We start from the raw sequence: 24,062 nt of genomic DNA on the forward strand, positions 1-24,062 counted from the left end.
AGCGCCGCCCCTCGCTCATTCTGTTTCCGTAACACGGAGCAGAATAACATGGCTGCACGCGCATATTGGCAGGGCCAGATCCGGCTGGCGCTGGTTTCGATTCCCGTGGAAATCTATTCCGCGACCAAAACGGGCGCCTCGGTCGCGTTCCGGCAGATCCACGAGCCTTCGGGCAAGCCGATCCGTTACGAGAAGGTCGTGCCGGGCATCGGCCCGGTCGACCAGGACGAGATCCTGAAGGGCTTCGAATATGAAAAGGGCAGCTATGTGCTGCTCGAGCCCGACGAGATCGAGGCGGTGAAGCTGGAGAGCAAGAAGACGCTCGAGCTCACCCAGTTCGTCGACATCCACGAGATCGACGCGCTCTATTATGAGAAGCCCTATTATGTCGTGCCCGCCGACGATCTGGCCGAGGAAGCCTATGTCGTGCTGCGCGAGGCGCTGAGGCGCACCAAGAAGGTCGGGCTGGGCCAGCTCGCGATGCGCGGGCGCGAATATGTCGTGAGCCTGAAGCCGTGCGGGCGCGGCATGGTGCTGGAGACGCTGCGCTATGCCGATGAGGTGAACCGCGCGGCGAATTATTTCCGCGACATCGACGACATCAAGCCCGACCCGGAACTGCTCGAACTGGCCGAGGCGCTGATCGAGAAGAAGAGCGGTTCCTTCGATGCGAGCGAGTTTCATGACCGCTATGTCGATGCGCTCAGGAACCTCGTCGAGAAGAAGCGCAAGGCCAGGGGCCGCAAGATCATCGAGGACAAGGGCGAGGATCGGCCGAGCGGCGGGAATGTCATCGACCTGATGGCGGCGCTCAAGAAATCGATCGAGAAGCCCGCGGCCAAGCCGCCCCCGGCCAAGAAGGCGCCGGCCAAACCCGCTGCCCGGAAGACCAGTGCGCGCAAGAGGGCGTGAACCGTGACGCGCGCTGCCGATCCGCTCGGCGAGTATAACCGCAAGCGCGATTTCGCGAAGACGGCGGAGCCGCGTGGAAAGCCCGGCCGGGCCAAGGGCAACAGTTTCATCGTCCAGAAGCATGATGCGACGCGGCTGCATTATGATTTCCGGCTGGAGCTCGACGGCGTGCTCAAGAGCTGGGCGGTGACGCGCGGGCCGAGCCTGAATCCCGAAGACAAGCGGCTGGCGGTGCGCACCGAGGACCATCCGCTCAGCTATGGCGGCTTCGAGGGGATCATTCCCGAGAAGGAATATGGCGGCGGCACCGTGATGCTCTGGGATCGCGGCACATGGACGCCGGTGCCGGGCAAGGACCCGCGCAAGACGATTGCCGAAGGGCATCTGCATTTCACGCTCGATGGCGAGCGGATGAAGGGCGAATGGCTGCTCGTGCGGATGAAGCCACGGCCGGGCGAAAAACGCGAGAACTGGCTGCTGAGGAAGATCGACGACGCCTATGCGGGCGGCTCGGACGATCTGGTCGCGCGCGAACTCACCAGCGTGAAGACCGGCAGGACGATGGCGCAGATCGCGGCCAATGCGCCCGAGACCTCGCTCAAGGGCAAGAAGGGCAAGGCGTTCGACGCCGCGATGAGGCAAGCGGAGAAACATGATCCTCCCCGCGCGAAGCGGGGGGAGGGGGACCATGCGAAGCATGGTGGAGGGGTTGGCTCCGAGCTTGCCCCTCCACCGCCCTTCGGGCGGTCCCCCTCCCCGAGACAAGCTCGGGGAGGAGCCAGGCAGATGCCCGCCTTCGCCAAACCGCAGCTCGCGACGCTCGTGGATGCGGTCCCCACGGGCAATGGCTGGCTTCATGAGATCAAATATGACGGCTATCGATGCCTGCTTGCGCTCGGCGGGGGCAAGGCGACGGCCTATACGCGCAGCGGGCTGGACTGGACCGACAGGTTCGCGGAGATCGCGGATGCCGCGCGCGCGCTCGATCTGCCGAGCGCATTGATCGACGGCGAGATCGTGAAGCTCGACGCCAACGGGAATCCGAGCTTCTCTGCGCTTCAAACGACGCTCAAGCAGGGGAAAGGCGGGTTCACGCTGTTCGCGTTCGACCTGCTGTCGGTCGACGGGACGGATCTGACACGGCTTCCCAATATCGCACGCAAGGAGCGGCTGGCGGCGTTGCTGGAGGGGAGCGACGGCCCGATCCGCTATGCCGAGCACGTGCTTGGATCGGGAGAGAAGCTGCTATCGGCGCTGTGCGGGGCGGGGCAGGAGGGGATCGTCTCCAAGCGCGCTGACGCGCCCTATCGTCACACGCGCTCGCACAGCTGGCTCAAGATCAAATGCACGCGCCGGCAGGAGTTCGTGATCCTTGGGTGGTTAGCCAGCGGCGCGACGGGGCGCAGCCTGCGCTCGCTGCTGCTCGGTACACACGACGAGAGCGTGCTGCGTTATGCCGGAAAGGTCGGCACGGGTTTCAATGCGGACAACCAGGACGATCTCATGCGCCGGTTGAAGGCGCTCGCGCGCAAGACGGCGCCCGTCGAGGCCCCGCGCATCGCGACGCACGGCGCGCACTGGGTGTCACCGACACTGGTCGCGGAAATCGCCTTTGCCGAATTCACCGCTGAAGGCGTGGTGCGGCATGCGAGTTTCATCGGGCTGCGCGACGACAAGGAGGCCAAGAGCGTGAAAGCCGAAACCGAAAGCAAGGCACCCACCATCCCCGCTATGAAGATCACCCACGCCGATCGCGTGATCTTTCCCGAGGCGAAGGTCACCAAAGGGGATCTGGCGGACTATTATGACGCGATCGGACCAGTCATGGCCGAATGGGCGATGAACCGTCCGATCAGTCTGGTGCGGTGTCCGCAGGGACGCGCCAAAAAATGCTTCTTCCAGAAGCACGATGCGGGCAGCTTTGGCGAGCATGTCCGCCATGTCGACATTCGCGAGAAGGATGGCGGGATCGAACCCTATCTCTATGTCGAGGACACCGCCGGGCTGATCGCGTGCGTCCAGATGGGCACGATAGAATTCCACGGCTGGGGCTCGTCGGTCGCCGATGTCGAGAAGCCGGACCGGATGATCTTCGACCTCGACCCCGACGAGGCCGTCACCTTCGACGACGTCAGGAAGGCGGCGCGCGACCTGCGCACGACGCTCGACGACTTGGGGCTGACGAGCTTCCCGCTGCTTTCGGGTGGCAAGGGCATCCATGTCGTCGTCCCCCTCATCCCCGACGCCGAATGGCCCGCGGTCAAGGATTTCGCGCAGCGCTTCGCACTGGCGCTGTCCGAACGCGAACCCGAGCGCTTCATCGCGACCATGTCGAAGGCCCGGCGCACGGGACGAATCTTCATCGACTGGCTGCGCAACCAGCGCGGATCGACCGCGATCCTGCCCTATTCGGCGCGCGCGCGTCCCGGAGCGCCGGTGGCAGCCCCCGTTTCCTGGAATGAACTGGCAAAGATCGAGGCGCCTTCGCAGTTCAGCGTGCGCGATGCCAAAAAACTGCTGACGCGCGCAAACTCGGCGGCATTGAAGGGATGGGGGGAAGCCGCGCAGCGGCTTCCCGACGTTTAGGCGGCGTGGAAAATTCCGGTCCCAAAACAACGTCCGGTTTGAAGCGACGCGCGAAGGGATCAGCGAGAGCGATTTGTCGTGGTGTCCGGAACGGCAGCTTTTTGCAGAAAAGCGCGGTTAGCTGCCATGTCCGGTTTGGGGAGGCTGCCCGGAGCGCTGAACGACCGATAAGTCGTGGTTCGCGGACTGACGGCTCTTAGGCGCGACAAGCCAACAGCTGACATCCGTTCACGCGTCGGTGTATGCGGTGAAATGCCCCACTAGCGCGCATTGCAGATTAAAACTAAGCATCTGCCTATGGATGCTGACGAACTGCCGGACTGGACATTGGAAGAGCACTTGGCTGCTGGCGAAACGGCACTCGCCAGCATCGACGACGACCACGCGCACGTCGCCCCACAGCCGGTCTGCCACCACTTCTACGAATTGAACCCGGTTGACCCGATGGTCGTCAGTGTAGAGGCGACGTACAGCCATCTCGTTCCTCGCTTTTCAGCATTAGGTCTGGAGTTGCTCGCTGATCGGTTGGAGGCCTGGGAAACCACCAAGCCTGACAAGCCGTGGCTGAGAGCACGTATTCCAGAGATCCTACACACTGCGGCGACGTCCGGCCTTGGCTATCAAGGCTGGACTTGGGAACCACGCAACCGTCAACCTATCGGAGCGACGAACATACACATCATCAATAATAGCGGGGCGTAGCCACCGTTTTTCAGCCGAGAGGGCTATCCCATGTCGTTAGTCGGCCGCGACCAAAAGCTGCCTGTCCGGACACGACGACATTGCGGACGTCATGGTCTCGTTTAGGGCTGGTCCATGAGGATTTGGGTTCGCCGTTTCGCTGTTACGCTTATAGTCACGGTGCTCGCGGCTGCAGCGGCTTGGGTGCTGCTGATGGAAGCATTCCTCTCGTCCTTCATGCCGAACGTGTTGCTTCAATTGCTGCTGCCAGTTGGATTGACGCTTCTGTGTGTCGCCGGTTGGCGGCTCATCTTGGCGCTCTATCGATGGGCACCGAAGCTAAAGATAGCGCCAGAGAATGTCGGCTAACCACGACAAAGCCGTCCTGACGTAGCTCGATGAACATATGTCGGCTTTGGTGCAGCCGAAAAGGCCCGCTGAACGTCTGAAAAGTCGGCGTGTCCGGACAGTCCGCTTTCGAACCATAACTTTCGCAATCGGTCGTTCCGGGCTCGCGGCGGGCGGTTGAATTTCTCCGCGCGGCCTGGCGCCCCGGTCGCTCGGATCGCTGCCTGGCGACAAGGGAATCGACGACCCTGAGCATTGCCTCATGGCCACCGGCCAGATGGCCAGAGACGCGATAACGCCCGTCGGCGACCATTTCGGGTGTGTCGTGCCATTGTGCGCAGACTGCGCCCCTCCCGAATGGGAGGGGCGCCTGTCGAATTGGGCTATTTTGCGGGTTTCACGAATTTAAGCGTCATGCGATCGCTCTCGCCGATCGCGATATAAGCGTCACGATTGGCTTCGCCTTCGCCAAGCGTCGGCGGCAGGCGCCAGACCTTGCCATCGGCCTTGTCCTTTGGATTGGCGTTGATCTCGGATTCCGCTGCCAGCTTGAAGCCCGCCTTTTCCGCGAGCGCGAGGATGGTGCTGCGCTTGGTATAGCCGCTCGACTTTTCTAGCGCGCTGTCGCTGGCCTCGGGGAGGCGGTGGTCGACCACACCCAGAACCCCGCCCGGCTTCAATGCGCGGAAGAAACTGGCAAAGGCGCGCTCGGCGAGCGTCGGATCCTTGTCCATGATCCAGTTGTGCACATTGCGGAAGGTGAGCAGGACGTCCGCGCTGCCATCGGGCACGGTAGTCGCGGTGATCGGGAAATCCGCCCATTTGACCTTGCCATAGGTGGCAGGATCGCCCGCGATCTTTGCCTTGAGCGAGGTAAGGTATCTGCCTTCAGGCTGGGCGAGATAGAGCGTGCCGCCCTTGGCGAGATAGGGGGCGAGGATCTCGGTGTACCAGCCCCCGCCGCCGGGGCTGATCTCGACCACGGTGTCGGTGGACTTGACCCCGAAGAATGCGAGCGTTTCGGCGGGATGCCGATATGCGTCGCGCGCCTTGTTGGCTGCGCTGCGATGTGGTGCCGCGATCGCCGCTGCCAGCGACGACTCCGCCGCCATATGCTGGGCGTGGGATCCATGGTCCGCATGATCGGCGTGCTGCGCGTGTGCGGGTGCTGTAGCCAAAATGAGGGCTGCCGAGAGCAAAAGATACTGGCGCATTGAAAACTCTCTCCTATCTGAGTGGCCGGATAGTGACGGCGACGGAAAGGCCATGCAAGTGCAGCTTTGGGGATGGGCAGGGGCTTCCGCCGCGCTCGCGGTTCTGGCGAGCTTCGCCGATCGGAGGCGCCAGCGCCGACAGGATCTGGACAAGGTCGGCTTCATGCCGTGGACGCTCATCACGCTGTTCGCGGTGATGGCGGCGCTGGTGCTCACCGTCGTGGCGCTCAAGCTGCATCAATAGACGGCACCCGGCTGCGACGGACGCAGCCGGGCGCGTCATTCGTCAGAAGGCTGCGCGCAACGTCACCTGGAAGAGGCGGCCTGCGCGTTCGCGTTCGATCTCATATTCGTCGAGATCGCCCGCGGCGCGTGCGTCGAGCACTTCCTGGAGGCTGTCGCCGTCATATTTGCGGAAATCCTCTTTCTTCACGCGATTGAGGAGGTTCTGCGCCGAGAGGCGGAGCACGAAGTTTCTGCCGAAACGCTTTTCGACAAAGGCTTCGAGATCGGGGTCGTAGCGCAGCGAGATCGTCTCGTCGAAGTTCGATTCCAGGGCCTTGCTGCGGCCCGAGATGGTCATGCCAAAGCTCGCGTCCACGCTGCGCACCGTCTGGATGAAGCCCAGATTGTAGAGGTGATGCGGCTGGTTGTTGAAGCGGCGCTTCCCGCCTGTAAAGGGATCGGTCGTTTCGCTGTCGAGATAGGTGTAGTTCGCGAAAAGCCCGGTATCGGGCATGCCGAAGGCGCTCAGCGGCGCCGAGAAGTCGAATTCAAGCCCCCAGCTCTGGCCGTCGCCGATGTTGCGCGGGGTGTAGAGGCTTCCGTCGCCGAGATCCGCGATCGCGACATGTTCTATCAGGTCCTTGATATCCCGGTAGAAGACGTTGACGCCGACGATGCCGCTGCCGCCGAGGCGACGTTCATAGCCGACATCGACGCCCCAGGCCTTTTCGTTGCGAAGGTCGGGATTGCCGATCGTGCGATCGTCGTCCCCCGGGGTTTCTTCCTCCTCGATGGGCGAGATCAGGTCGTAATCGGGACGCCGGACAGTGCGCGCGACGGAGACGCGGATCTGGTCGTTCGCGGTCGGGACATAGCGCAGATGCAGCGAGGGGTTGAGATCCTCGTCGCTGTACGAGCCGGTGACGCTCTCGTCGTCCTCATTGAAGCCATTGACGTCGCGGCGCGTGATTTCATAGCGCAGGCCCGCATCGATGGTAAGCACGTCGCTCGGCTTGAAGGTGGCGCGGACATAGGGCGAGTAGCGGTCCTCCTCGATGCGGAAATCGCTTTCGAGGAAGGTGCCTGCCTGGCCGCCTTTGCGGGTCTTGCCCAGAAGGTCGATGCCGGGCTTGATTTCGAGCGCGCCGTCCTTTCCGAAGATCAGGCTGACGGTTCCCGTGAATTCGTCATCCTTGATGTCGATCGAGTCCTCGTCGTCCAGCTCGACATCGTCGAAATCATCGGGGTTGTCGCCAACGAAGACCGCGATATCGGTATCCTCGCGAAAACCCGACCAGCCCGCGGCGAGCCCCAGTTCGGCAAAGCTCAGCGGAACGCGTGCGTCGGCGGTCAGCGCGTAGGTCTGCTGGCTGATATCCTCATGCTGGATCTCGACCTCGTCGAAATCCAGATCCTCGCCCTCCAGCGTGACCGAAGTCTCGTCCTCGTCGCGGTCGGTGTCGACGAACAGGCCGCTGATACGGAACTGGCCGCCATTGCCGAACTGCGAGGTGAGCTCGATATTGCCCGACAGGTCGGTGCCGTCGCGGGTGTCGTCCTGCGCTTCGAAATTGTCGAACTCGGGATCGGTGATGTAGTTGCTCTCCGCAGGATTGCCGGGGAAGCTCTTGCCGCTCGTTGTGGGCTCGCCGCCAAAACGGTAGGAGACCTTTTCCTTGGGATTGCGGCGCTCCTGATAGTTGAAGCCCGCCCAGATGCTGGTGGAATCGCTGAGGTGGCCGGCATAGGCCAGCGCCCCCGACGGCCGCACGCCGCCATCCTCGTTGATGAGCATGCCGCCCTTGATGAAGCCGCCCTCGAAGCTCACCGATTCCTTGGTAACGACGTTGAGCGTTCCGGCGACGCCTTCGCTCGGCTGGTCGGCGCGCGGGGCGCGGATGATCTCGATGCGCTCGACCAGTTCTGCGGGCAGACGGTCGACGAAGAATGCGCCGTCGGCCTCACCCCCGGGTGCGCGACGACCGTTGATCAGCACCTGCGTGAAACCCGGCGGCAGGCCGCGCATCTGGACGCCGTCATATTCGAGCACATCCGAAGTGAAGGTGACCCCCGGCACGCGCTTGAGCATTTCGCCGACCGAAACCGGTTCGAAACGCTGGAAATATTCAAGGTCATAGGAAAGGACAGGGTTGACGTCCTCGGTGCGGTTGCGGAACTCGATCGCGCCGTTGACGATGATCTCGCTGGCGCGAAGCTGCTCTTCTGCTTCGGCCGAATCAGCCGGTTCGGCGAATGCCGGCCCAGCCGCAAGCATAGGAATGAGTGCGCTTCCAAGAAGCAGCAGCTTTTTCTTGTTCATTATTGCCCCTAACCGCAAATGTCGCAAAATTGACGTCGTCGACAAACTGTGTATTTCGTCCGACGAGAGCGGCCATTAGGGGTGAATCGTGACCTATTCACGTAGGAACTATTGCAGTTTTATTGCTGTACTTTGCAGTTTTGTGATAATGGCGGGTTGCGCGACTGAGTCGACGACCGAAATGCTGATCGCGCGTGCTACACCCGCAATGTCAGTTCATGCGCGGGGCGAAACCGCGGCGGTGGCCACCGCCAATGCCGACGCCGCCGATGATCCGGCGATCTGGCGCAATGCGGCGGATCCGCGTGCGAGCCTGATCGTGGGCACCGACAAGAAGGCGGGGCTTCACGTCTACGACCTGAGCGGCGCTGACCGGTTCTTCATCGATGCGGGCGCGGTCAACAATGTCGACCTGCGCGACGACGTGGTGATAGGTGGCGCGCAGGGCATTCTCGTTGCCGCCAGCGATCGCAACGACCTCGCGAACGCACAGGTCGCGTTGTTCAGGCTCGATCCGGCGACGGCGGCCCTGACCCCGCTGGGCAAGGTGGCCGCAGGCGCGGGCGAGGCCTATGGCATCTGCTTCTATCGCACGCCGCAGGCGCTCTATGCCTTCATGGTGCTCAAGGACGGCACGATCAATCAGGTCGAACTGGACGTCGCCGGCAATGTGCCCGGCGGCAGGATCGTGCGCAGCATGAAGCTGGGGACGCAGTCGGAAGGCTGCGTCGCCGATGAGCGCACGGGGCGGCTTTACGTCGCAGAGGAGGATGTGGGGCTATGGCGTTTCGACGCCAGTGCCTCGGGTTCGACCGAAGCGATCAGGATCGCAGCCGCCGACGGGCGCAATCTCGTCGCCGATGCGGAGGGTCTTGCGCTCGCCGCAGAGGGCGAGAAGGGCGGCTATCTGGTCGCATCAAGCCAGGGCGACAATGCCTATGTGCTCTACCGTCTTGAGGACGAAAGCTATGTCGGACGCTTCCGGATCGCGGCCGGCGCGGTGGGCAGCGTCGAGGAAACCGACGGCATCGAACTTGCGGTGGGCGATTTCGGCGCGGACTATCCGGGCGGCCTGTTCGTCGCGCAGGACGGGCACAACCAGCCCAGGGCGCAGAATTTCAAGCTCGTCGCATGGGCCGATATCCGCAAGGCGCTGGGGCTCGACTGACCTTCACAGGTACGAAAGCCACCAGTCGCGTCGCCGTCGCTTGAGGTCGCTCCAGTAGCGGCAGAGCGGGTAGAGGAGCGCAAGCACGAGCAGCCAGACGACATAGACGATGGCAAGGGGGTAACCCGTCCCCTCGAGCAATTGCGGCTGAAGGAAGAAGTTGCCGACAAAGTCGATCAGATAGGCCGGGTCGTGACCCGTGGCGACGGCTGCTACGATGGCGAGCGCGTGCAGGATGTAGATGTGCAGCACATAGGCGAACAGGGGCACGCTGCCAAAGGCGAGCAGGAAGCGCGCAGCGGGGCCGCGCAGGCGCGCAAGCAGGGGCATCAGCAGCAGCGCGGGGCCAAGCGTCGCGCATATGAACATCAGTGATGGCGGATATTTGGCGACGTCGAGGAACGCCATCACCGTGCGGACTGCGTCGCCCTCGACCTTCCAGGGCTCGGGATCGCCATAGAGATTGACGAGGCGGAGCAGCACGAACAGCGCGATCATCGCCGCGCCAAGCACGATGAGCGTCCGGTCCCGACGATCGGGCGGACCCGTGAAAATCGTGCCCAGTCCATAACCGAACGCCATGACCCCGATCCAGGGAAGGAACGGATAGGCGGCGAGCGCAAAGGGCACGCCATCATGCACGAAGACGCCGCCTTCATGCATGATGGTCCACAGCCCGCTCAGCGCGCCCAGTTGCTCGGGCTCGATGGGATCCAGCAGGTTGTGGCCGGCGATGATGGCAATCCCGATGGCGAGCACGGCCTGACGCGGCAGCCAGATGAGCGCCGCGAGCGCGACCATCGCCCAGCCGATCGCCCAGATCACCTGCATGAAGACCATGCCGAAGGTGAATGCCCAGCCGAAACTGACGACGGTCAGTTCGAGCAGCACGAGCCAGAGGCCACGCGTCAGCAGGAAGCGCGAGAGTCGCGCACGGTCCCTGTGGCGATCCCATTGCAGCCATGCCGAGACACCCGCGAGGAAAACGAAGCCTGGCGCGCACAGGTGCGTGACCCAGCGCGTCGCATAGAGAAGCGGCGTGGTCTGCGCCGGATCGAGCGGATCGAAGGCATGCGCGCTAGCGTGGAAATAGTCGCGCACATGATCGAGCACCATGAGCACGATGACCAGTCCGCGCAGCAGGTCCACCGGCTCGATACGCGTCAGGACCAGAAGCGACGTCGAACGGTTTGGGGCCATGATGACCGAAGCCGAAGGCGCACGGTACGCCATCTCATCCCTCCCTGTTCAGGGCGGGGCGAGACTAGGGACTCATTCGGTGCGACGAAAGCGAATTGACCGGGTTGGATTCCCTTAGGGGAAATTCCGCCGGATTGTCAGAGGCATGCCTCCAGGAAAGGCTGATCGAAGCCGAACTGCTTGGCCTTTTCGAGCGTATAGGGGCGCAGGCCCATCGCGCGATATTCGCCGATGATCTTCCCGTCAGCGCTCTCGTCGAGATATTCGAACTTGAAGAGCTCCTGCGTCACGATCACGTCGCCTTCCATCCCGATCACTTCGGTGATGTTGGTCGTGCGACGCGAACCGTCGCGCAGACGCTTGACCTGGACGATGAGGTCGACCGAGTCCGCGATCTGGCGCGAGATCGCTTCCTTGGGCACCTTGATGTCCGACATCATCACCATGTTCTCCATACGCGCCAGCGCCTCGCGCGGGCTGTTGGAGTGGAGCGTACACATCGAACCGTCGTGGCCCGTGTTCATGGCCGCGAGCATGTCGAAACACTCGCTGCCACGGATTTCGCCGAGGATGATGCGGTCGGGACGCATACGCAGCGCGTTGATGACGAGATCGCGGATGCTGATCGCGCCCTGACCTTCAAGGTTGGCGGGGCGCGTTTCGAGCGGCAGCCAGTGCGGCTGCTGCAGGCGAAGTTCGGCCGCGTCCTCGATCGTCAGCACGCGCTCGCCCGGGTCGATCATCTTCGACAGGGCATTGAGCATCGTCGTCTTGCCCGAACCCGTACCGCCCGAGATCACGATGTTGAAGCGGCTGGCGCCCGCGATCTTGAGCGCGGTGGCCATCCTCGGGCTCATCGAACCGAAGCCCGCCATCATGTCGAGCGTGATCGGCTTGTCGGAAAACTTACGAATCGAGATCGCGGTGCCGCGCAGCGAGAGCGGGGGCACGATCACGTTGACGCGGCTGCCGTCCTTGAGGCGGGCGTCGGCGAGCGGCGTGGTCTGGTCGACGCGGCGGCCGACCGAGTTGCAGATGCGCTGCGCGATCTGGAGCAGATGCTCCTCGTCGCGGAACTGGATCTGCGCGATCTCGAGCTTGCCCTTGCGTTCGATATAGGTCTGCTCGGGACCGTTGACCATGATATCGGAGATGTCGGGATCGGAGAGCAGTTCCTCGAGCGGCCCGAGGCCGAGCAGCTCGTCGACGAGCACCTTTTCGAGCGCGAACTGCTCGCGGCGGTTGAGCGTCAGCTTCAGTTCGGCGAGCACTTCGCCGATGATCGGGCGGAATTCCTCGGCCAGCTCATCCTTGTTGAGCGTAGCGGCCGCCTCGGGATCGACGCGTTCGAGCAGGCGCGGCAGCACCTGTTCCTTGATCTTGTGGACCGAGGCTTCGAAGCCCTCGACCTTGCTCGAATGCGTGTGGACGTCGTTCATGCGGCTGTCGAGCCGGTTCATCGCGTTGCTTTGCGTCAGGGGCGCTGTCGCCGCGTCCTCTGAGACCATCGAGTCGGGATCGAGCGGCGGGAACTGCGCGCCGCCCAGCGGCTCGCTCGGGCCCTTGGGCGGGATGCCGCCGCCCTGCATCGGGCGCGCCACGCCGAAAGACGGCCGACTGTTCGCGCCGCCACCGATTCCACCCCGTTTTCCGAATGCGCTCATGCCTGCCTGCAATCCCTTGTCCGGCCCCCAACGGGCATTGATGGGAAAGGTGAATACGGTGGAAACTTTGACAATTGCCTAATTTCGGCGATTGTTGCGCGGACGCGCCATCAGCGCGCGGCGATTGCGGGAGGAAGGTCTATGGTGACGCGACATGCGCTGATCGCGGTGCTGGGCTGGACCATGCTGACAGGGGCGGCGGAAGAAAAGCCCGCGCTGCCCGGCTGGATGGCGGGTTGCTGGGAAGCACAGTCGGGCGAACGCTGGACCGAGGAATGCTGGACCTCGTCGCGCGGCGGCGTGATGCTGGGAAGCAGCCGCAGCGGGAAGGGCGACAGCGTCGACCTGTGGGAAGCGATGCAGGTCATCGCTGACAAGTCCGGCAGCGGCATGACCTTCTGGGCTTCGCCCAATGGCACAAAGCGTACGCCTTTTGTCTGGCGTGCCGACGCGGAGCCGGGCGTCACCTTTCACAATGCGGAGAACGACTATCCCCAGCGCGTCCGTTACTGGCGCGAGGGCGATACGCTTATGGCCGAAATCGCGATGGCCGACGGCAGCAAGCCGATGCGCTGGCAGTACAAGCGCAAATAGAAAGGGCGGCGCTTTCGCACCGCCCTTCCAAAAGATCGTGGTGACGGGAGATCAGAGCTCCGCCTTCTCCGCGAGCACCGTCAGGCCCTTTTCGTTGACCTCGGCAAAGCCCCCCTCGATGCGGATCAGCTCGGGCGCGGCATTCTCTGTCTTGTAGATCGAGAGTTCACCGTCCTTGATGGTCGACATGAAGGGCGCGTGGCCCGCGAGCACGCCGAATTCGCCCTCGGTGCCGGGGACGACCACCATGTGGACCTCCTCGGACCGGATCAGCTTTTCCGGCGTGACCAGCTCGAAATGGAGCGACGCCATGATCAGGCGGCCTCAGCGGCCAGCTTCTGCGCCTTGGCAACCGCCTCGTCGATGCCGCCAACCATGTAGAAGGCGCTTTCGGGCAGGTGGTCGTACTCGCCGTCGACAACCGCCTTGAACGACTTGATGGTGTCTTCGATCTGCACGAACTTGCCGGGGATGTTGGTGAACACCTCGGCGACGTGGAAGGGCTGCGACAGGAAGCGCTGGATCTTGCGGGCGCGCGACACGGTCAGCTTGTCCTCTTCGGAAAGCTCGTCCATGCCGAGGATCGCGATGATGTCCTGAAGCGACTTGTACTTCTGCAGGATCGCCTGGACCGCACGCGCGGTCTCATAGTGCTCCTGGCCGACAACGCGGGGCTCGAGAACGCGGCTGGTCGAGTCGAGCGGATCCACTGCGGGATAGATGCCGAGCTCCGAAATCGCGCGGCTGAGCACGGTCGTCGCGTCAAGGTGGGCGAACGAGGTTGCGGGAGCAGGGTCGGTCAAGTCGTCCGCGGGGACGTACACGGCCTGCACCGAGGTGATCGAGCCCTTGTTGGTCGAGGTGATGCGCTCCTGCAGCGCGCCCATGTCGGTCGACAGCGTCGGCTGGTAGCCCACGGCCGAAGGAATACGGCCGAGAAGCGCCGACACCTCTGCGCCCGCCTGCGTGAAGCGGAAGATGTTGTCGACGAAGAAGAGCACGTCCTGGCCTTCCTGGTCGCGGAAATATTCGGCGATCGTCAGACCCGAAAGCGCGACGCGCGCACGGGCTCCCGGGGGCTCGTTCATCTGGCCGAACACCAGCGCCACCTTCGAACCTTCGGAAACCGCGTTGCCGTCGGCGTCCTTGGCGATAACGCCGGCGTCGAGGAACTCGTGGTAAAGATCGTTGCCCTCGCGGGTACGCTCACCGACGCCCGCGAACACCGAGGTGCCGCCATGGCCCTTGGCGATGTTGTTGATCAGTTCCTGGATGAGCACGGTCTTGCCGACGCCTGCGCCGCCGAACAGGCCGATCTTGCCGCCCTTGGCGTAGGGGGCGAGAAGGTCGATGACCTTGATGCCGGTGACGAGGATCGAGCTGTCGGTCGACTGGTCGACGAATGCGGGGGCGTCAGCGTGGATCGGCGCGCGCAGGTCGGTGCCGACGGGGCCGCGCTCGTCGATCGGCTCGCCGATGACGTTGAGGATGCGGCCGAGCGTGGCAGGGCCGACGGGAACCGAGATCTGTGCGCCGGTGTCGGTGACAGCCTGGCCGCGGGTAAGGCCTTCGGTCGCGTCCATCGCGATCGTGCGGACGGTGTTCTCACCGAGGTGCTGCGCGACCTCGAGGACGAGGCGCTGGCCGTTGTTGTCGGTCTCGAGCGCGGTAAGGATCGCGGGCAGCTTGCCCTCGAAGCTCACGTCGACGACGGCGCCGATGACCTGGCTGATGCGGCCGGTGGCGCCAGAGACGGCAGCCTTGGGCGCGGGGGTCTTCGCAGCGGTCTTGGGGGCAGCGGCCTTGGGGGCAGCAGCCTTGGGCGCCGCAGCCTTTTTGGCGGCGGGTGCCTTGGTGGTCTTGGGTGCGGTAGCCATGACGGTTTTCCTTGCCTGTAATTCTTAGAGCGCTTCGGCGCCGGAGATGATTTCGACGAGTTCGGTGGTGATCGCGGCCTGGCGCGTCCGGTTGTACTGGATGCTGAGGCGGTTGATCATGTCGCCAGCGTTGCGCGTGGCGTTATCCATCGCGTTCATGCGGCTGCCCTCTTCGGACGCGGCGTTCTCGAGAAGCCCGCGGAAGATCTGGACCGCGACGTTGCGCGGCAGCAGGTCGGCCAGGATCGCTTCCTCATCGGGCTCGTACTCGACGGCCGCACCCGAACCTGCTTCGAGGCTGTCCTCGTGAAGCGGCACGGGAATGATCTGCTGGCCGGTCGGGATCTGGACGAGCGCCGACTGGAACTTCGCGTAGAAGAGGTGAGCGACGTCGAATTCGCCGGCTTCGTAGCGGCGGATGACGTCCTCGGCGATCGACTGCGCGTCGGAAAAGGCCAGTTTCTTGATGTAGCCCATCTCGTGATCGGCCACGATCTGCTTGGCGTGGAAGCGCTTGAGCACCGCGCGGCCCTTCTTGCCCGCGATGTAGAACTTCACGGTCTTGCCCGCGCCGGCCAGTTCTTCGGCCTTCTTGCGCGCGGCGCGCAGGATGTTGGTATTGAACGCGCCCGCCAGGCCACGCTCCGAGGTTGCGACGATGATCAGGTGGACCTGATCGCTGCCGGTGCCCGCGAGCAGCTTAGGGCTCGAAGCGCTGATCGTCACCTTGGAGGCGAGGCTTCCCATCACCTTTTCGAGGCGCTCGGCATAGGGACGACCGGCGACCGCCGCTTCCTGCGCGCGGCGCAGCTTGGAAGCGGCGACCATCTTCATCGCCTTGGTGATCTTCTGCGTCGACTTCACCGAGCCGATGCGCAGTTTGAGGGCCTTGAGGCTTGCCATGTGTCCCTACATTCGTCCCGTTAGGTGCCCCGGCCGTGGCCGAGGCGAAGTCGATCGATTAGGCGAAGGTCTTGGAGAACGCGTCGAGCGCAGCCTTGAGCTTGCCCTTGACCTCGTCGCCCAGATCCTTGGTCTCGCGGATCGCCTTGAGCAGATCGTCGTGGTTGGCGCGCAGATCGGCGAGCATCGCGGCCTCGTAGCGGGTGACCGCTTCGACCGGGATGGCGTCGAGATAGCCGTTGGTGCCCGCGAAGATCGACGCGGTCTGCTCCTCGAAGGGCATCGGGTTGAACTGCGGCTGCTTCAGCAGCTCGGTCAGGCGCGCGCCGCGGTTGAGCAGCTTCTGCGTCGACGCGTCGAGGTCCGAACCGAACTGCGCGAAGGCCGCCATTTCGCGGTATTGCGCGAGCTCCAGCTTGATCGAGCCCGACACCTTCTTCATCGCCTTGGTCTGCGCGGCCGAGCCGACGCGCGACACCGACAGACCCACGTTGATGGCGGGGCGGACGCCCGCGAAGAACAGGTCGGTCTCAAGGAAGATCTGGCCGTCGGTGATCGAGATCACGTTGGTCGGGATGTACGCCGAAACGTCGCCCGCCTGGGTCTCGATGATCGGCAGCGCGGTCAGCGAGCCATTGCCGTTGTCGTCGTTGAGCTTCGCAGCGCGCTCGAGCAGACGGCTGTGGAGATAGAAGACGTCGCCCGGATAGGCTTCGCGGCCCGGCGGACGGCGGAGCAGCAGCGACATCTGACGATAGGCGACGGCCTGCTTGGAAAGGTCGTCATACACGATCACGGCGTGCATGCCGTTGTCGCGGAAGAACTCACCCATGGTCACGCCGGTATAGGGCGCGAGATACTGAAGCGGTGCGGGCTCCGAAGCGGTCGCGGCGACGACGATCGAATATTCCATCGCGCCATTTTCTTCGAGCTGCTTGACGATCTGCGCGACGGTCGAGCGCTTCTGGCCGACGGCGACGTAGATGCAGTAGAGCTTCTGGCTCTCGTCGTCGCCCTGGTTGGCCTTCTTCTGGTTGATGAAGGTGTCGATCGCCACGGCGGTCTTGCCGGTCTGACGGTCGCCGATGATCAGCTCGCGCTGGCCGCGGCCGACGGGAACGAGCGCGTCGAGCGCCTTGAGGCCGGTCTGCACGGGCTCGTGCACCGACTTGCGCGGGATGATGCCCGGCGCCTTGACTTCAACGCGCTGGCGCTGGGTGTACTGGATCGGGCCCTTGCCATCGATCGGGTTGCCGAGGCCGTCGACGACGCGGCCGAGCAGGCCCTTGCCGACTGGGACGTCCACGATGGTGCCCGTGCGCTTGACGGTGTCGCCCTCGCCAATCTCGGCGTCCGAACCGAAGATCACGACGCCGACATTGTCGGCTTCAAGGTTGAGCGCCATGCCCTGGATGCCGTTGGCGAACTCGACCATCTCACCGGCCTGGACGTTGTCGAGCCCGTGGATGCGGGCGATACCGTCGCCAACCGAGAGCACGGTCCCGGTTTCGGAAACCTGGGCTTCGTTGCCGAAATTGGCGATCTGGTCCTTGATGACCTTCGAGATTTCTGCGGCGCGGATATCCATGTTCAGCCTTTCATCGCGTGCGCGAGGGAATTGAGACGGGTCTTGATCGAGCTGTCGATCATCTGCGAGCCGATCCTGACGACGAGGCCGCCGAGAATGGCGGGGTCGACGTTGAGATCGACGGAAACATCACGGCCGACGCGGGTCTTGAGCTGCTTCTTGAGCTCGGTGACCTGTGCGGCGTTGAGCGGGTGGGCAGAGGTGACCTCGGCGGTCATCTCGCCACGGAAGTTCGCGGCCAGCGTGGTAAAGGCGCGGATCATGCTGCCCAGCTCGCCGAGGCGGCGGTTGCCCGCGAGCACGCCCAGGAAGTTTTCGGTCAGCGGATCGACCTTCATCGCCTTCGCGGCGGAGACGACGCCCTTCGTCGCATCGGCGCGCGACACGAGCGGGCTCGCGGTGAGCTGGCGGAAGTCATCCGAATCGGACAGCGCGGCCTTGAGCGTGGCGAGGCTCTTTTCAACAGCCTCGATCTTGTTCGATTCGCGCGCCAGCTCGAAAAGAGCAGTGGCGTATCGCCCTGCTAAGCTGGCCTGAATGCCGCCGGAAGTCTCCACGCGCCTTGTGTCCCCTAAGAACAAACGGAATTTGGCCCCATGCGAAAAGGGGGCGACAAGCGCGCCCTATCTGGGTCGCGGGGCGGTTAGCATCGGTTGTGCCGCGATGCAAGACGGGGTTAGCCCGCGCAGCCCTTCTGCAGTTTGGAATATTTCACGGGCCGCCCCGCGGCGATGTCGTGCGCTGCTTTTTCAGCGGCCTTGTCTGCAGCCCGATATGCGCGCTGCATTTCTTCGTTGGTTGCCTGAGGTGAGGTGTATGACACTTCGGCAAAGATCGCTTCAACGATCTGGGCTTCCGCCGCAGTGCATAATATCGGCCCATCCGGACCTTGCGAGCCGACCACAAGGTCGTAGCCGCTTGTGTAGCAGCGATCTCCGTCACCAACGCAGTTGATTGACGTGGAGATCGGTTCGCAGGCAGCCGCCATGCCGCTCCATTCCCATTTGGCCGTCATTTTTTCGAGCCGTCGCGAACAGCCGCTTCTGGATGCAGGATCACCTGACTGGCGAATGCACTTGCAGGCGCTTTCGGCTTCAATCTGAAACTCTGCCAATTGCTGGTCCGAGGGAGGAGCTGGTGGGGCGCTCACATATCTCACAGCATCTTGCCAGAAGAACGCTGCGGCGCCTGCGGCGCCTATAATGCCGAGAATGGCTGCTGCTATTGCCACTGTGCGCCGCTTCATGACCCATGCGTAATGAAGCTCTGGCGCGCTGGCAAGCAGGGCTGACCCATGCCCGGCAAGATCACATGTCACTGAAGTGTAACACAAAATTAACCTTGCTTTCAGCATTCGCTGCGAGAGGCGGCTTCGGGGCAAATCGAAACCGGGTCGCAATCATAATGAAGATGGAACTTGGCTTGGGGCGGGTGGCGCGCAGGGCCGCGCGGCTTGGGCTCGACGGCTCGATCAAGGGGCGGCTGAAGCTGATCCTCGTCGTGCTGCTATCGATCCAGGCGGTGCTCGTGCTGTCGCTGGTCGCGGGGACGGTGATTGCGCAGCGCACGGTCTCGACGCTGCTCGACGGTCGTATCCAGCCGATCGGCGACGTGCAGGCGGTCGCAGGCGGCTATGCCGAGGCGCTGGCGATCGCCAACAAGGTCCGCAGCGGCAATATGTCGGCTGCCAGCGGCGTTGGCGCCGTGCAGGCGGCGGTGGCGGAAGCCGATGCGGCCTGGCAACGCTTCCGCGATAACGACCTGGGCGCGCAGCGTGCCGCCGATATCGCGCGAATCGAGATGGCGCGGGAAGAGGCCGAGCGCACGACCGCCAGCCTGATTGCGATGCTCCGGCAGGGGCGCGTGGATAATCTCGATTTCTTCGTCAGCGGCCCGCTCTATGCCGCGGTCGATCCGCTGACGATGGCCAGCCGCGAGCTTGTCGGCGATCTCCGCGCGGATTCGGCGCGTGACGTGCGGCTGCTCAAATGGGGCTTCATTCTTGGCTATGCGATCGCATTGCTGTTGACGCTGGGCGCGCTCTGGGTCGGTTTCTGGGGCGTCAGGACCGCGACCAGCGCGATCAATCGCCCGCTGGAGGATATTGCGGCCGCGACGCGGCAGATCGGATTGTCGGGCGGCAATGTCGCGATTCCGGGGCTCGAGCGGCGCGACGAGATCGGGGATATCGCCAGAGCGCTGCTTTTCGCGCGCGAACGTGCGAGCGAGGCGCGGCGGCTCGAAGAGGAGGCGCTGAGGATCGAGAGCGAACTGCGCGCGACCGACGCCGAGATGCTGCGCGCCAAGGACCATCGCGCGGCCGAACTCGACGCGCTGTTCACGCGCTTCGAGCAGGATATCGCGCGGATCGTCGCCAATCTGGCGCAGGCGGGCGGCGACATGCGTGCCGCGGCATCGGCGGTGTCGAGCGAGGCGGGAATATCCGAGGCCTATGCTTTGTCGGCCGCGACGCTTGCGGACCAGACCGCGACGACGGTGCGCGTCGTCTCGGACAACGGCAAGGCGCTGGCCGAAGCCATCGCGCGGATCCGCGACAACGCCAATGAGGCGCGTGCCAACGCACATACCGTGCGCGAACAGGCCGCGGGCAGCAAGGCGCGCGCCACCCGGCTGGGCGATCTGGTCAGCGAGATCACCGAGGTGCTGACGCTGATTTCGGGAATCGCGAAGCAGACCAACCTGCTCGCGCTCAATGCTTCGATCGAGGCGTCGCGCGCGGGTCAGGCGGGCGCCGGCTTTGCGGTGGTCGCCGAAGAAGTGAAGGGGCTCGCGCGGCAGACGCAGGCGGCGGCCGCGACGATCGGCGATCGGCTGGGCACGATCGGCACCACCGCGAACGACGCGATGCAGAGTTTCCACCAGATCGATTCACTCGTCACCGGCCTTGAGCAATCGGCTCAGGCGATCGCGCACGCGGTCGAGCAGCAGAGCGGCGCGAGCCGCGAGATCGTGGAATCGATCGTGCTCGTCGATTCGGGCAGCCGCGAGACCGCCGCCAATATGGTGGGGCTGCGGGGCAGGGCGGAGGCCGCGCGCCGCATGGCCGCCAATCTCAGCGCGACTGCTGACGATATTGCGCACCAGACGGAGTATCTGCGTGGTGAGATTGCGCGGATGGTGGAGGGCGTAAAGGCCGTCTAGTCATTCGCTGACCACAAGAGGATGCGGATGACCGAAATCGACGAGCCCCGGCTGACGCATGAACGGGTCGCCACGCGCTTTGGCGAACTGGTGCTGGTGAGCGATCAGGGCGGCTTGCTGCGCGCACTTTCGCTTCCGGGCCGCGACGCCTGGCTCGAGGGATCGATGCGGCGCCAGTACGGTGCCAATGTCAGCCGGCCGGGCAGTGTGCCCGCAGCGATCAAGGTGGCGCTGGCCGAATATTGCGACGGGGACATGAACGCCTTGTCCCGCATTCCGTGGACGACGCGTGGGACACCGTTTCAGCGGCGCGTGTGGGATGCGCTTTATGCCATCCCGGTCGGCGAGACGACGAGCTATGCGACGCTGGCCGCGAGCATCGGCAGCCCCGACGCGGTGCGCGCCGTGGGCGCCGCCAACGGCGCCAATCCCGTGGCGATCGTGGTGCCCTGCCACCGGGTCGTTGGCAGCGACGGTTCGCTGACCGGTTTCGGCGGAGGTCTGCCGATGAAGATGGCGCTGTTGCGGCACGAAGGCGCGAATGTCGCCGAACTGCGGACGCGCGACCTGTTCGACTGATCAGAGCGCCCGGTTCGAATCGAACAGCCGCGTGAGGCCGAGCAGCGCGTCCATATAGGGCGTCGCGATCCCGGCACGCTCGCCGATGGCGCGGGGGGCGGCAAGCAGCGCGTCGATCTCGATCGCGCGACCTGCCTCGACATCCTGCAGCATCGAGGTCCTGAACGCGCCGAGCTTGCGCGTCACCTGCATCCGGTCTTCCCCGCTTTGGGAGATCGGGCAACCGATCGCCGCACCGATCTCGGCCGCCTCGGCCATGATGCGGAGCGTGAATGCGGCGACCAGCGCGTCGTCGAGGATGCGGTCAGCGGTGGCGCGGGTGAGCGCGGAGATGGGGTTCATCGTCATGTTCCCCCATAGCTTGTACCAGATGTCCTGCTGGATCCGGTTGCTCGTCGTGATGTCGAGACCCGCGTCCGCGAACAGGGCGGCTGTGCGCGCGAGCCGGTCGGTCGTGGCGCCCGAAGGCTCGCCGAGAATCAGGCCCTTGCCGAAATGGCGACGGACGACGCCGGGCTCGGGGGACGCGCATGAGGCGTGGACGACGCAGCCGATCACCTGATCGGCGGGAAGCGATGCGCTGATCGCGTCATCGGGATCGAGACTGTCGGGACGGAGCGCGGGCCGATCGCCGAGGAACCACCAGGGCACACCGTTGAGCATCGGGACGATCGCCGTCGCGGGGCCCACCATCGGCCCCGCGGCGAGCGCAGCTGCGCGCAGCGAGGGTTCCTTCACTGCGATGACGAGAATGTCCTGCGGCCCCAGCTCTGCGCCATTTTCCGACGCCGCCACTGGCGCGGCGATCGTCAAGCCGTCTTCGTGCAGCACCAGCCCATCGGCGCGGATCGCCTCAAGCGTCGCGCCGCGCGCGAGCACCGAAACCGGCGATCCCTTCGCGGCGAGCTTTGCGCCGATCCATCCGCCGATCGCGCCGGCGCCGACTATTCCGACCTTCATCGTGCCGCCTCGCCACAGTTTCGCTTTGAACGCAAGGTGCGGGATGATCGCGAGAGATCGATGCACTAGATAGGATGCATGAGCACTGAGACCCTCATCGACGCCGATCTGGCATGGGCCGCTTTCGAGCGCCGCGACCGCAGCTTTGACGGCAAGTTCGTCGGCGCGGTCAAGACCACGGGCATATACTGCAAGCCGAGCTGTCCCGCGCGCCATCCCAAGCGCGCACATGTCAGCTTCTTCCGCGACGGCGAGGCGGCACGCGCCGCGGGCTATCGCGCCTGTCTGCGCTGCAAGCCCGACGAGGTGGGGCGCGAGCGGGTTGCGGTCGCGCAGGCGATCGAACTGCTCGAGGCGGCCGAGGAGGTGGTCTCGCTCGACGAACTTGCGATGCGGGTGGGCTATGCCCCGCATCATTTCCACCGCCTGTTCAAGCGCGCCACCGGCGTGACCCCCGCCGCCTATGCGCGGGGGTTGCGCGCCGGCAAGGCCGCACAGGCGTTATCGACGGAGGACAGAGTGACCGACGCGATCTATGAAGCGGGCTATTCGGGCCCTAGCCGTTTCTATGCCGAGGCCGGGAAGCGCCTTGGCATGACGCCGAGCGCATGGAAGCGCGGCGGCGCGGGCGTGACGATCCGCTGGGCCGTCGCGAAGACAAGCCTTGGGCCGCTGCTCATTGCGGCTACCGACAAGGGGCTGTGCCGCGTTTCGTTCGAGGAGGGCGAAGAGGCGCTTAAACGCCGCTTCCCCAATGCGGATATCCAGTCGGGCGGCAAGGCGCTCGCGGAACTCGCCGAGAAGGTCGTGGCCGAGGTCGAGCATCCCGAACGCCATCACGACCTGCCGCTCGACGTGCAGGGCACCGCGTTCCAGGAGGCGGTGTGGCAGGCGCTGCGCGCGATCCCGGCGGGCGAGACGCGCAGCTATGCCGATCTGGCGGCAATTGCGGGCAATCCCAAAGCGGTTCGCGCGGCGGGCACCGCATGCGGCGCCAACCACCTTGCGGTCGTCATCCCCTGCCACCGCGCGCATCGCAGCGACGGCAGCATGGGCGGCTATGCCTATGGCATCGAGCGCAAGGTCGAGCTGCTCAAGCGTGAGGGCGTGGAATGACCGGCTATGCGATCAGCGGGCTCGACCCTGAGCCCTTCGTGTCGCTCTACGGGCTCGATGACGCGGCGCTGGCCGAACGCGGCGTGATCCGGATGCGTTCGGACGCCGAGATCGGCTTTCCCTGCCGCATCACGCTCGAGGATGTTCCGCCGGGCGGCGACGTGCTGCTGCTCAACCATGAGCATCTGCCCGTCGACACGCCCTATCGCTCGCGCCACGCGATCTTCGTCCGCGAGGGCGCGCACGAGGCGGCGCGGTACGAGAATGCGGTGCCCCGGCAATTGGCCGTCCGGCTGCTTTCGGTTCGCGCTTTCGATGCGCGCGACATGATGGTCGATGCGGATGTCGTCGACGGTGCGGATCTGGAACCACTGATCGCGCGCATGTTCGGCGACCCGGCGGTAAGCTATATTCACGTTCACAACGCCAAGCGCGGCTGCTTCGCGGCGCGCGTGGATCGCGCCTGATCCACGCCATGAAAGCATGGCGGGATGGCTGCTAACGACCCATTGTGAACATTGGTCGCTCGAGACATATTCATCACCATGACCGCAGAACCATGGCAGACTAGAACTCCAGACTTGATAGCTGACGTCCGTCTCTTTGCGACCGATGATGGCGGTAGAAAATCGGCGGCGCTTCTTGGTTTTGGCTGCCCCTGCTTTACCGAAAAAGATACGAATCTGGGCGGTTGGGACGCACGCTTGCAATTAGGCGACCTGCCATTTGAGCCGGGGGCGCAGCGTCGCGTTGGTTTTGTATTTCTCTCACCGGAGGGAGCAGAGGCGATGAAGCGAGCAGGCCGCTTCTACTTATGGGAGGGGCGTTTCGTAGGGGAAGCCAAGATCGTAGCTTAGTCTCTGCTTTCCATCTGTGGACGCCCCTAACGACGCAAGCGGTATTTGAAGAGTTCGGCACGTAGTCGGATGCTGCCATCTGTCCGGCCTCTGATGCAGCGATAGAGC

At 64.2% G+C, this 24,062-nt stretch carries 21 protein-coding genes; 10 read left to right on the forward strand and 11 right to left on the reverse strand.

Features of this window, described 5'->3' with window-relative positions:
- Positions 1 to 48 precede the first annotated feature (48 nt).
- From MKI88_RS05145 to MKI88_RS05155, 3 genes are all read left to right on the forward strand, one after another.
- A complete protein-coding gene (locus tag MKI88_RS05145; RefSeq protein WP_241629885.1) occupies positions 49 to 912 on the forward strand; it encodes a Ku protein in 864 nt (287 codons plus the stop codon).
- A gap of 3 nt (positions 913 to 915) precedes the next feature.
- The gene (gene ligD / locus MKI88_RS05150) at positions 916 to 3,498 is read left to right on the forward strand and encodes a DNA ligase D (protein WP_241629886.1); all 2,583 of its coding nucleotides are present in this window, start codon (positions 916 to 918) and stop codon (positions 3,496 to 3,498) included.
- A 297-nt stretch (positions 3,499 to 3,795) separates the two neighbouring features.
- Complete coding sequence (locus MKI88_RS05155; RefSeq protein WP_241629887.1) at positions 3,796 to 4,200, forward strand: hypothetical protein; 405 nt, start codon at positions 3,796 to 3,798, stop codon at positions 4,198 to 4,200.
- 710 nt (positions 4,201 to 4,910) lie between these two features.
- On the opposite strand, the gene MKI88_RS05160 is transcribed toward MKI88_RS05155, so the two are convergent.
- Positions 4,911 to 5,741, reverse strand: coding sequence for a class I SAM-dependent methyltransferase (locus tag MKI88_RS05160; RefSeq protein WP_241629888.1), 831 nt, complete (start codon positions 5,739 to 5,741; stop codon positions 4,911 to 4,913).
- Between the two features lie 52 nt (positions 5,742 to 5,793).
- On the opposite strand from MKI88_RS05160, the gene MKI88_RS05165 reads away from it, so the two are divergent.
- Positions 5,794 to 5,985: a hypothetical protein gene (locus MKI88_RS05165; RefSeq protein WP_241629889.1), complete on the forward strand. Its 192-nt coding sequence runs from the start codon at positions 5,794 to 5,796 to the stop codon at positions 5,983 to 5,985.
- A gap of 42 nt (positions 5,986 to 6,027) precedes the next feature.
- Here MKI88_RS05165 and MKI88_RS05170 read toward each other — a convergent pair whose 3' ends face one another.
- Positions 6,028 to 8,286, reverse strand: coding sequence for a TonB-dependent siderophore receptor (locus MKI88_RS05170; protein ID WP_241629890.1), 2,259 nt, complete (start codon positions 8,284 to 8,286; stop codon positions 6,028 to 6,030).
- A 148-nt stretch (positions 8,287 to 8,434) separates the two neighbouring features.
- Between MKI88_RS05170 and MKI88_RS05175 the strand changes: the two genes are divergently transcribed.
- Positions 8,435 to 9,454, forward strand: coding sequence for a phytase (locus MKI88_RS05175; RefSeq protein WP_241629891.1), 1,020 nt, complete (start codon positions 8,435 to 8,437; stop codon positions 9,452 to 9,454).
- Positions 9,455 to 9,457: 3 nt separating this feature from the next.
- On the opposite strand, the gene MKI88_RS05180 is transcribed toward MKI88_RS05175, so the two are convergent.
- Positions 9,458 to 10,687 carry a DUF1624 domain-containing protein gene (locus MKI88_RS05180; RefSeq protein ID WP_241629892.1) on the reverse strand — a complete coding sequence of 410 codons (1,230 nt, stop codon included), beginning with the start codon at positions 10,685 to 10,687 and terminating at the stop codon, positions 9,458 to 9,460.
- Positions 10,688 to 10,791: 104 nt separating this feature from the next.
- Positions 10,792 to 12,318 (reverse strand): CpaF family protein, encoded by a 1,527-nt coding sequence (locus MKI88_RS05185; RefSeq protein ID WP_241629893.1) that lies wholly within the window; start codon positions 12,316 to 12,318, stop codon positions 10,792 to 10,794.
- Positions 12,319 to 12,459: 141 nt separating this feature from the next.
- Here MKI88_RS05185 and MKI88_RS05190 point away from each other — a divergent pair, with 141 nt between their 5' ends.
- A complete protein-coding gene (locus MKI88_RS05190; protein ID WP_241629894.1) occupies positions 12,460 to 12,912 on the forward strand; it encodes a DUF6265 family protein in 453 nt (150 codons plus the stop codon).
- Between the two features lie 51 nt (positions 12,913 to 12,963).
- Here the strand turns inward: MKI88_RS05190 and MKI88_RS05195 are convergent, their stop codons facing one another.
- From MKI88_RS05195 to MKI88_RS05220, 6 genes are all read right to left on the reverse strand, one after another.
- Positions 12,964 to 13,224, reverse strand: coding sequence for an ATP synthase F1 subunit epsilon (locus MKI88_RS05195; RefSeq protein WP_241629895.1), 261 nt, complete (start codon positions 13,222 to 13,224; stop codon positions 12,964 to 12,966).
- Positions 13,225 to 13,226: 2 nt separating this feature from the next.
- Positions 13,227 to 14,789, reverse strand: coding sequence for a F0F1 ATP synthase subunit beta (gene atpD / locus MKI88_RS05200; RefSeq protein WP_241629896.1), 1,563 nt, complete (start codon positions 14,787 to 14,789; stop codon positions 13,227 to 13,229).
- A gap of 24 nt (positions 14,790 to 14,813) precedes the next feature.
- Positions 14,814 to 15,692, reverse strand: a complete 879-nt coding sequence (locus MKI88_RS05205) for a F0F1 ATP synthase subunit gamma (protein ID WP_241629897.1) — start codon at positions 15,690 to 15,692, stop codon at positions 14,814 to 14,816.
- 58 nt (positions 15,693 to 15,750) lie between these two features.
- Positions 15,751 to 17,280, reverse strand: coding sequence for a F0F1 ATP synthase subunit alpha (gene atpA / locus MKI88_RS05210; RefSeq protein WP_241629898.1), 1,530 nt, complete (start codon positions 17,278 to 17,280; stop codon positions 15,751 to 15,753).
- Positions 17,281 to 17,282: 2 nt separating this feature from the next.
- Positions 17,283 to 17,837, reverse strand: a complete 555-nt coding sequence (locus MKI88_RS05215) for a F0F1 ATP synthase subunit delta (protein ID WP_241629899.1) — start codon at positions 17,835 to 17,837, stop codon at positions 17,283 to 17,285.
- Positions 17,838 to 17,956: 119 nt separating this feature from the next.
- Entirely contained in the window at positions 17,957 to 18,526 is a 570-nt protein-coding gene (locus tag MKI88_RS05220; protein ID WP_241629900.1) for a hypothetical protein, read from the reverse strand.
- 158 nt (positions 18,527 to 18,684) lie between these two features.
- Here MKI88_RS05220 and MKI88_RS05225 point away from each other — a divergent pair, with 158 nt between their 5' ends.
- Together MKI88_RS05225 and MKI88_RS21390 are read left to right on the forward strand one after the other, a co-directional pair.
- Positions 18,685 to 20,442 carry a methyl-accepting chemotaxis protein gene (locus tag MKI88_RS05225; RefSeq protein ID WP_241629901.1) on the forward strand — a complete coding sequence of 586 codons (1,758 nt, stop codon included), beginning with the start codon at positions 18,685 to 18,687 and terminating at the stop codon, positions 20,440 to 20,442.
- Positions 20,443 to 20,469: 27 nt separating this feature from the next.
- Positions 20,470 to 21,021, forward strand: coding sequence for a methylated-DNA--[protein]-cysteine S-methyltransferase (locus MKI88_RS21390; protein WP_281063707.1), 552 nt, complete (start codon positions 20,470 to 20,472; stop codon positions 21,019 to 21,021).
- Here MKI88_RS21390 and MKI88_RS05235 read toward each other — a convergent pair whose 3' ends face one another.
- The gene (locus MKI88_RS05235; protein WP_241629902.1) at positions 21,022 to 21,981 is read right to left on the reverse strand and encodes a 2-dehydropantoate 2-reductase; all 960 of its coding nucleotides are present in this window, start codon (positions 21,979 to 21,981) and stop codon (positions 21,022 to 21,024) included. It lies immediately after the preceding gene.
- 78 nt (positions 21,982 to 22,059) lie between these two features.
- Between MKI88_RS05235 and ada the strand changes: the two genes are divergently transcribed.
- Together ada and MKI88_RS05245 are read left to right on the forward strand one after the other, a co-directional pair.
- Positions 22,060 to 23,097, forward strand: a complete 1,038-nt coding sequence (gene ada, locus MKI88_RS05240; RefSeq protein ID WP_241629903.1) for a bifunctional DNA-binding transcriptional regulator/O6-methylguanine-DNA methyltransferase Ada — start codon at positions 22,060 to 22,062, stop codon at positions 23,095 to 23,097.
- Positions 23,094 to 23,564, forward strand: coding sequence for a DUF1203 domain-containing protein (locus MKI88_RS05245; RefSeq protein WP_241629904.1), 471 nt, complete (start codon positions 23,094 to 23,096; stop codon positions 23,562 to 23,564). The genes ada and MKI88_RS05245 overlap by 4 nt, the downstream gene beginning before the upstream one ends.
- Positions 23,565 to 24,062 lie beyond the last annotated feature (498 nt).

The sequence above is a fragment of the Sphingomonas sp. LaA6.9 genome (genome assembly GCF_022601895.1).
GTDB lineage: Bacteria > Pseudomonadota > Alphaproteobacteria > Sphingomonadales > Sphingomonadaceae > Sphingobium_A.